Source organism: Psychrobacter vallis (genome assembly GCF_904846715.1).
In the GTDB taxonomy this organism is placed as follows: Bacteria; Pseudomonadota; Gammaproteobacteria; order Pseudomonadales; family Moraxellaceae; genus Psychrobacter; species Psychrobacter vallis.
In genome coordinates this window covers 51,199-59,519 of sequence record NZ_CAJHBU010000020.1, presented here as the reverse complement: position 1 = coordinate 59,519, position 8,321 = coordinate 51,199, and the positions used below count along the sequence as shown (strand labels likewise).

Genomic DNA, 8,321 nt, shown 5'->3' with positions numbered 1-8,321 from the left:
GATCTTGAGTTTAAAGTCTATGTTGTAACGCATAAAAATACCCCATAAGTTGTGTCCAACTTATGGGGGTCAGTTCACAATGGGGTGTTTTTATTTGCCTTGAAAATAACATTATGAAAAACAAAATATTAGTCACGGGCGGTGCTGGATATATTGGCTCTCACACCTGTATTGCACTGCATGAAGCAGGTTACGATATTGTCGTGTACGATAACCTATCCAATAGTAGTAAAGAGGCTATTAATCGAGTCTCTACTCTCATTGGCCAACCTATTGAGTTTGTCAAAGGTGATATCCGAGATGCTGAGTCATTAAAACAAGTGTTTTCTGCACATCAGTTCTTTGGTGTCATTCACTTTGCAGGCTTAAAGGCCGTTGGCGAGTCGGTTGCCAAGCCGTTGTTGTACTATAATAATAACGTCAGTGGCACTATTACTTTACTAGAAGTCATGGCATCCCATGGTGTCAAAAACCTAATCTTTTCATCTTCTGCGACTGTTTATGGTGATCCAGAAACGCTACCTATTGATGAAAAATCGAAGCGTTCTTGCACCAATCCTTATGGACAAAGTAAGCTTACGGTTGAGCATATCTTAGAAGACCTAGCAGTATCGGATGCTAGCTGGAGTCTAATAGCTTTAAGGTATTTTAATCCAGTAGGAGCGCATCCATCAGGGCAAATTGGAGAAGATCCTAACGATATTCCAAATAACTTAATGCCCTATATCTCGCAAGTCGCAGTTGGTAAACTTGATAAACTCAATATTTTTGGTAATGACTATCCTACTGTAGATGGAACAGGTGTGCGTGACTTTATCCATGTCACTGATTTGGCGCAAGGGCATGTGGCAGCGCTGAATTATTTAGAAGGACAGTCCCATTCAGAAAAAAACAGTGTAGAGAAAAAACCCTCAATAGGTTTCTTACCTATTAATTTAGGGTCTGGTAAAGGTACCTCTGTATTAGAACTAGTGAGTGCTTTTACTGTGATAACTGGGAAAAATATCCCTTATCAGTTTGCCGATCGCCGTGCAGGTGATATTGCCAGCTGCTATGCTAGTGCTGACAAAGCAAAAGCATTATTAGAATGGGAAGCCAAACTATCAATTAGTGATGTGTGTCAAGATACTTGGCGTTGGCAGAGTATGAATCCCCAAGGCTACAATATTTCTTAATATTTTTTAAATTATTACTGTTCGCCAATTACTTTTGTCTAACCTATTTTCTTAATATAGCCCTAACTTTATGAAAAAAATTACTCACGCGGTCATCCCTGTTGCAGGCTTCGGTACTCGTATGTTGCCATTGTCTAAATCAGTGCCCAAAGAGCTGCTGCCACTTGGCAATCGTCCAGCCATTCATTATGTGGTCGAAGAGGCGATTGCTGCCGGCATCAAGCATATTGTCTTGGTCGGTCATGCGCAAAAAAGCGCAATTGAAAATTATTTCGATATCAATGCTGAATTGGACAACCAACTGCGTCATAAAGGCAAGGACGAGCTGGCGGATAGCCTGAACTGGCTGCCAAAGGATGTGACGGTATCGATGATACGTCAAGGTAAAGCCTTAGGTTTGGGTCATGCGGTACTGGCTTCGCGCCCCATCATTGGTGAACATGACTTTGCCGTATTATTGCCTGATGTCGTGCTTGACCCTTTTACTAATGATATGACTGTTAATAATTTGGCCTTTATGATTGACGCTTTTACCAAAGACAACCATTCACAAATATTGGTAAATAAAGTGGCAGATGAGGATGTACATAAATACGGCATCGCCCAATTACACGAAGAGTTTAGTGCTACCAGTGCTTTTGAAGATCAAGCAGAGGTGAATATTAGCTTTAAAGTCGCAGGTTTTGTAGAAAAGCCGAGTTTAGCCGATGCACCTTCGAAACTGGCCGTGGTAGGCCGCTATGTGTTTAGCAATCAAATCTTTGATTATTTGGCCAATACTATCGCCTCTGTTGGTGGCGAAATACAGTTAACCGATGCCATTGATGCACTGATCAGTGAGTATGGCGTTAACGTAACGACCATGCGCGGTGACAGCTATGATGCAGGTGATATGCGTTCGTATATGCAAGCCTTTATCTATTTTGCCGAGCAGCAATTAAAAGATGATGAGTAGCTGATGGACGCGATCAAGGGCAAAACGGCATTTAACAATGCTCGTAGTTCTAAATATTGGCAGCAATTGCAAACGCTTGCGACGCAGCCATGGTCACTGGCAGATTTGTTTGCGCAAGATGATAACCGCGCGACACGCTTTAGCACGAAAGCTGGAGCACTGTATATGGACTACAGTAAGCAGTGTCTTGATGAGGAAGTGTTGGTAAATCTATTGCAGCTAGCAGAGAGCTGTGAGGTATCGAGACGAATTGATGCGCTCATGCAAGGTGCTATGGTCAATACGAGTGAGCAGCGTGCCGCGCTACATACGGCGCTGCGTCTACCGGAAACAGCAAGGTTAAACGTTGATGGTCAAGACGTGGTGGCTGATGTTCATCACAGTCTGATGCAAGTGGCCAGATTGTCCGAGCGAGTACGTCATGGTACATGGCGCGGCTTTTCAGGAAAAGCCATTACCGATGTGGTTAATATTGGGGTAGGTGGATCTGATCTTGGGCCACTGATGGCGACGACTGCGCTGGATGAATGGGCAGATACCGAAATTGCAGTGCACTTTGTCTCTAACATGGATGGCACTCAGCTTGATAATTTACTCAAGCATCTAAATCCTGAAACAACCTTATTTATTATCTCGTCCAAATCTTTTGGCACAGTGGATACTTTATCCAATGCTAAAACGGCATTATCATGGTTACTTGCCACTGCCAAACTGCGGGCGGGTACTGAAGACAGCGTATTGCGCCGGCACTTTATCGGTATTTCAGCCAATAGTGAGAAAATGAGCGCGTGGGGTATTCATCCTGAGCATCAGCTGCAGCTTTGGGAGTGGGTCGGTGGCCGCTTCTCATTATGGTCAGCGATTGGGCTGGCGATAGCCATCCGAATTGGTATGCCCAAGTTCAAGGCGCTATTGAGCGGTGCTCATAGTATGGATGAGCATTTTTCTGAGGCTGATTTTGCAGACAATTTACCGGTATTGTTGGGGCTAATTGCCGTTTGGAACAGTACCTTTTTACAGGTGAATGCGCACACAGTGTTGCCTTACGATGGTCGTTTAAGTTATTTGCCGAGCTACTTAACACAGCTGGAGATGGAGAGTAACGGTAAGTCGGTTACCCAGCATGGCGATGACATTGACTACGACACTTGTCCAATTTTATGGGGTGAAATTGGTTCAAACGCTCAGCATGCATTTTATCAATTACTACATCAAGGCACGCAGCAGGTGTCTTGCGACTTTATCGCTTGTGTACGTCGTTACAGTGATAATGTAAAAAACGCGCCATTACAGCAGCAGCATGAGCTGTCTTTGGCCAACTGTTTGGCGCAAAGTCGCGTATTGGCTTTTGGTAATACAGCGATTGCAAAAATAGCTGATGCCAAAGTGGATGCTGATGCAGACAAATATAAGTATTATCGTGGCAATCAGCCGTCAACCACCGTACTAATCGATGAACTCACTCCTCATAGTTTGGGAGCGCTGATTGCGCTCTACGAGCATAAAGTCTATGTGATGGCCAGCATTTGGGACATCAATCCGTTTGACCAATGGGGCGTTGAAATGGGCAAGCAGATGGCAGAATCTGTGCATCACGCCATGCAGCACGGCAATAGTGGCCAATTTGATACTTCTACTGAACAGCTGTTACAGTACATTAAAAAGCTGTCTTAAGAGGCTGCTGATCGGTTAATAATGTTAAAAGGCGAATCCATGAGTACCGATGCAAATTACGAATCTACCTCTGAATATAAAAATAATTCTGCACTAAATCAGCTTAGCAGTGCTTCTATTTGTGTGCTTGTTGGTCATAGTATTGAAGCTATTACCAGTGCTGTGGTGCTGGCGAGCTTGGGCCAGCGTGTCCACTTGTATGCAGATAGGCAGGCATTGGCGCAGCACATACAGCAGTATGGTTTTGAGCATCATTTGCAAGCATTATGGCAAATGTATGAGCAGCAGCAGCTTATTGTGAGTCATGATTTACCAGATAGTGCCGACAAGCTTATACACCGCTATGAAGCAGTGAATCATGATGCCAGTCATAATATTAACCGTGACATTGGTCATAGTCACAATATCGATGAACAAAAAACAGTGGCGCTTTACTGGCTGTTTTTAAACAGTATCAAGTCCGTTTGGATGGAGGACAGCTGGATCACGGCGTTTAATCACAGTCATCAGCAAGCATTACCGCTAATTATGAGCGATATTGAGCAACTGGGACATGTTTCAACATTGGCGCAGCGTTTGCAGCGTGCTTGGGTATATTATGTACCCTTTGTGTTCCTGAAAGATGGTGATGCTTATAGCTCGATGTTGAATCCTTCATTGTGGTTGCTTGGCGAAAAGACGCCGAATAGTAGCCAACATCTAGAGATACTGAACCCTTTAATGCAGCAAGCGCATGCCACTCATTATGCTGATATTGCAACGATAGAATTTGCCCGTAGTAGTATTATGGCTATGCTCGCGACGCGTGTGAGCTTCATGAATGAGATGTCACGCTTGGCGGATAGCCAACAGGTTGATATCAGCCAAGTAAGCCGTATTATGGGATTAGACGAGCGGGTTGGCAGTAGTTACCTGCAAGCTGGATGGGGATTTGGCGGTGATACTTTGCCAACTGAGTTGACCAAATTACAGCAGTCGAGCCAAACGCACAGTTTAGATATGCCGCTACTACAAGCTAGCATGCATATCAATGAAGACCAAAAAGAGCTGATATTTCGTAAATTTTGGCAGTATTTTGATGGCTTTATTGACCATAAAACGGTCATGATTTGGGGCGGAAGTTATAAAGCGGGATCTGGACGTACTGCTGGCTCAGCCATTCATCCATTATTGGCGCTACTATGGTCTTATGACATTCGTACTTTGGTGTATAGTGATAAAGCACAGACTGAACTGGCCATGCTGTATGAGTCGCAGCCATTGTTTGAACTGATTAATAGTCCTTATCAGCAGCTTCATGAAGCCCAAGCAATTTTTATTATAAGCTGGTCACCAAGAGATCAGCTAGATATTACTAAGATCAATGAGCAAGCAATGCCAATGTTCGATGCGCAAAATACATTGACACGACCGCAAATCGAGCGCTTAGTAGGTGATTATATAGGGATCGGTCGCTCTAAATAACGGTTGAATGTTCAACACGCCCTATATAATCCTAAGCTGGTATAGCACCTTGTAATGCTAGCCATTGCTGAATTTCTTGGGTTTTGGTTGCCAATAATTGCTCATCACCGCGACTTTCGATATTCAATCTGATGAGCGGTTCAGTATTGGACGCCCGTAAATTAAAGCGCCATTCACCAAAGTTGAGACTTAAGCCATCCAGTGTCGATTTGCTTGGGTTTTGTATACTAAATTTCTCTTCAATAGCGCTTATGATCGTCGTTGCATCATGGGTTGTTAGGTGAAAGTTTAGCTCACCTGAGCTGGGATACGCTTGAATATAACCTGTGACCAATTCTGATAAGGTTTTGCCAGTGATTGACAACAGCTCAATGGTCAATAACCATGGAATCATGCCACTGTCACAATAGAAGAAATCGCGAAAATAATGATGGGCTGACATCTCGCCACCATATACTGCGCCTGACTCACGCATCACTTGCTTGATAAAAGAGTGTCCAGACTTACTGATGACTGCCTTACCATTATGGTCTGCAATCACAGCCTCAGTATTGTATATCACACGTGGGTCATAGACGATTGCCTCGTTTGGATACTTGTTCAGAAACGCCTGCGCGAGCATACCCACGATATAGCTACCATCAATAAACTCACCGTTTTCATCAAATAAGAAACAACGGTCAAAATCGCCATCAAACGCAATACCAAGGTCTGCATTGTTTTCTAGTACTGCCTGCTGGGTTGTGAGTCTATTGGCTTCGATCATTGGATTAGGAATGCCATTGGGGAAGCTACCATCAGGGGTATGGTGCAGTGTGATTGCCTCAAGTGGCGCGCCAGCTTGTATCAGCCTGTCGATTAATAAATCAACCACAGGGCCAGCGCTGCCATTGCCTGAGTTAATCACCAGTGTGAGCGGTTTGAGTTTATCCATGTCGATAAAAGTCATCACATGCTTAATATAAGCGTTTTTGTCCGTCAATAATTGCAACTTCCCTGATTGGTTATCATTGATGAATTGTCCAGACTCCGCCAGCGCCTGAATCTCTGCTAAACCATCATCTGCACTGATGGGTTTTGAGTGTTCTTTGACCAGTTTTAAGCCATTATAATTAATAGGGTTATGGCTGGCGGTCACTTCGATACCGCCCAATGCATGATAATGACTGGTGGCAAAATACACCTCTTCTGTCCCAGTCATGCCCAAATCAATCACATCAACGCCCGCGTCTATCATACCTTTGATAGCTGCTTGTTTTAATGGCTCACTTGAATGACGAATATCACTGCCGATAACGATAGCAGACTGCAGATTTTCCATATCATCACAGGCTTGACTCGCAATGGATGCCTGATAACGCTGAAATAAAATCTGGGCAAAGGCACGCCCGATACGGTAAGCAATGTGTTCATCAAGATTGACCCCAAGCTCGCCGCGAATATCGTAAGCTTTAAAAGAATCGATAACAATAGGATCAAACTCAGTGGCCGGTTGATAGCTGTTGGTCGCAGAAGTGGACATAATAATAAAATTCCTTGCGCGTGAGCAGTGATAAAATAAAAAAGTAAATAGGGCGAGGATACGCCAAACTGTGTTCAATGATACACTAACTATTCAATGAATAAAGCCAATGCAGATAAAGCGCATGTAGATAGTGACAGCATAAATCTGTGCTGAGTTATTCTTCATTTTTAAACACTAAATCAAATGATAAAAAAACTATAAGAGCATCCCCTATGAGTACGTTAGACACCGAAATCAAAGCCCCTGAACCTGTGCAAGGGTTGCCGGACGCAAGTGGTCAATTTGAGGATCTTTTGGCACTCATGGCACGTCTACGGGCTGATTGTCCATGGGATAAAAAACAAACCAATCATAGCTTAATTCCGTATGCCATTGAAGAAGCTTATGAATTGGGCGAGGCGGTGCAAAGTGATGATGACGAGGATATCAAAGGCGAGCTTGGTGATGTGCTGCTACAAGTCATTTTTCATTGTCAAATGTATGCGGAACAAGGTCGCTTCGATATTAATGATGTCATTACTACCTTGCAGGAAAAACTGGTTCGTCGTCATCCCCATGTATTTGAAACAGAAACCCTCAAAGATGACGCAGCGGTAAAAGAGCGCTGGGATGAGATTAAAGCGGAGGAGAAGCAAGCCCGTGAGGTACGTGGTAAACCAACGCGTCGTTTGGACAGTATCAAAGCGGGCAGTGCGCTTATGCAAGCACAAGATGTACAGAAACAAGCATCAAAACTTGGGTTTGATTGGGAGGGTATCAGCGGCGCCTTTGATAAGCTCGATGAAGAGATTAATGAGCTAAAAGCTGAGCTGGCAGATACATCCAAAGCGGACATCAAGGCCAATATCCGAGAAATAGAAAAAGAGCTGGGCGATTGTATGTTTGCGTTGGTCAACGTTGCCCGTAAATTGAACCTCGATGCTGAAACCGCCACACTGACTTGTGTGCATAAGTTTAAATCACGTTTTGGTTACATTGAAGCGCAGTTAGCTGAGGTCGGCAAGCGCCTAGAAGATAGCGACATAACAGAGATGGATGCACTGTGGGAAGCGGCTAAACGACATGAACGTTCACAATAAATACTCGTTTGCTGGCTTAATAACGAACGCCGTTTGCTGCCTAGTATTGGTTATTGCTGTGCTTAATAACGCTAATGCAGCCCCATGTTTTGACAACCCGCAACGCGCCTATGAGTATTTATTAGCACAAGAAAAATCAGCCATACAAGCCCGTGATCAAAAAATGATTAATATCAATCGTGCCAGTGAAGGCGAGCTGGTGTCATTGCATGGTATTGGCAGCAGTAAGGCGCAAGCAATCATTTTGTATCGTGAGATGTTTGGCGATTTTAAAACGGTTGATGAGCTAGCCAAGGTCAAAGGTATAGGCGCAAAAACCATTGAGAAAAATAGAGGACGGTTAAGTGTGCAAGATTAATAATGAGATTTTGCATTAATTAACGCTAGTATTGATAAAATAGCATGTAAGTAAGTGTCATAACACACCCAGCACGCCCAAAATTTGTTAA

General features: G+C 43.7%; 7 protein-coding genes. 6 read left to right on the top strand and 1 reads right to left on the bottom strand.

What is annotated here, in order from left to right:
- Positions 1 to 113: 113 nt before the first annotated feature.
- From galE to JMY02_RS11570, 4 genes are all read left to right on the top strand, one after another.
- Complete coding sequence (gene galE / locus JMY02_RS11585; protein ID WP_201598476.1) at positions 114 to 1,175, top strand: UDP-glucose 4-epimerase GalE; 1,062 nt, start codon at positions 114 to 116, stop codon at positions 1,173 to 1,175.
- A gap of 70 nt (positions 1,176 to 1,245) precedes the next feature.
- Entirely contained in the window at positions 1,246 to 2,130 is an 885-nt protein-coding gene (locus tag JMY02_RS11580) for a UTP--glucose-1-phosphate uridylyltransferase (protein WP_201598475.1), read from the top strand.
- A gap of 3 nt (positions 2,131 to 2,133) precedes the next feature.
- Complete coding sequence (pgi, locus tag JMY02_RS11575) at positions 2,134 to 3,804, top strand: glucose-6-phosphate isomerase (RefSeq protein ID WP_201598473.1); 1,671 nt, start codon at positions 2,134 to 2,136, stop codon at positions 3,802 to 3,804.
- Positions 3,805 to 3,843: 39 nt separating this feature from the next.
- Complete coding sequence (locus JMY02_RS11570) at positions 3,844 to 5,268, top strand: UDP-glucose/GDP-mannose dehydrogenase family protein (RefSeq protein ID WP_201598471.1); 1,425 nt, start codon at positions 3,844 to 3,846, stop codon at positions 5,266 to 5,268.
- A gap of 31 nt (positions 5,269 to 5,299) precedes the next feature.
- On the opposite strand, the gene JMY02_RS11565 is transcribed toward JMY02_RS11570, so the two are convergent.
- Positions 5,300 to 6,790 (bottom strand): phosphohexomutase domain-containing protein, encoded by a 1,491-nt coding sequence (locus JMY02_RS11565; RefSeq protein ID WP_201598469.1) that lies wholly within the window; start codon positions 6,788 to 6,790, stop codon positions 5,300 to 5,302.
- Positions 6,791 to 7,005: 215 nt separating this feature from the next.
- On the opposite strand from JMY02_RS11565, the gene mazG reads away from it, so the two are divergent.
- Entirely contained in the window at positions 7,006 to 7,872 is an 867-nt protein-coding gene (gene mazG / locus JMY02_RS11560) for a nucleoside triphosphate pyrophosphohydrolase (protein WP_201598467.1), read from the top strand.
- Entirely contained in the window at positions 7,856 to 8,230 is a 375-nt protein-coding gene (locus JMY02_RS11555) for a ComEA family DNA-binding protein (protein ID WP_201598462.1), read from the top strand. Before mazG ends, JMY02_RS11555 begins: the two co-directional genes overlap by 17 nt.
- Positions 8,231 to 8,321 lie beyond the last annotated feature (91 nt).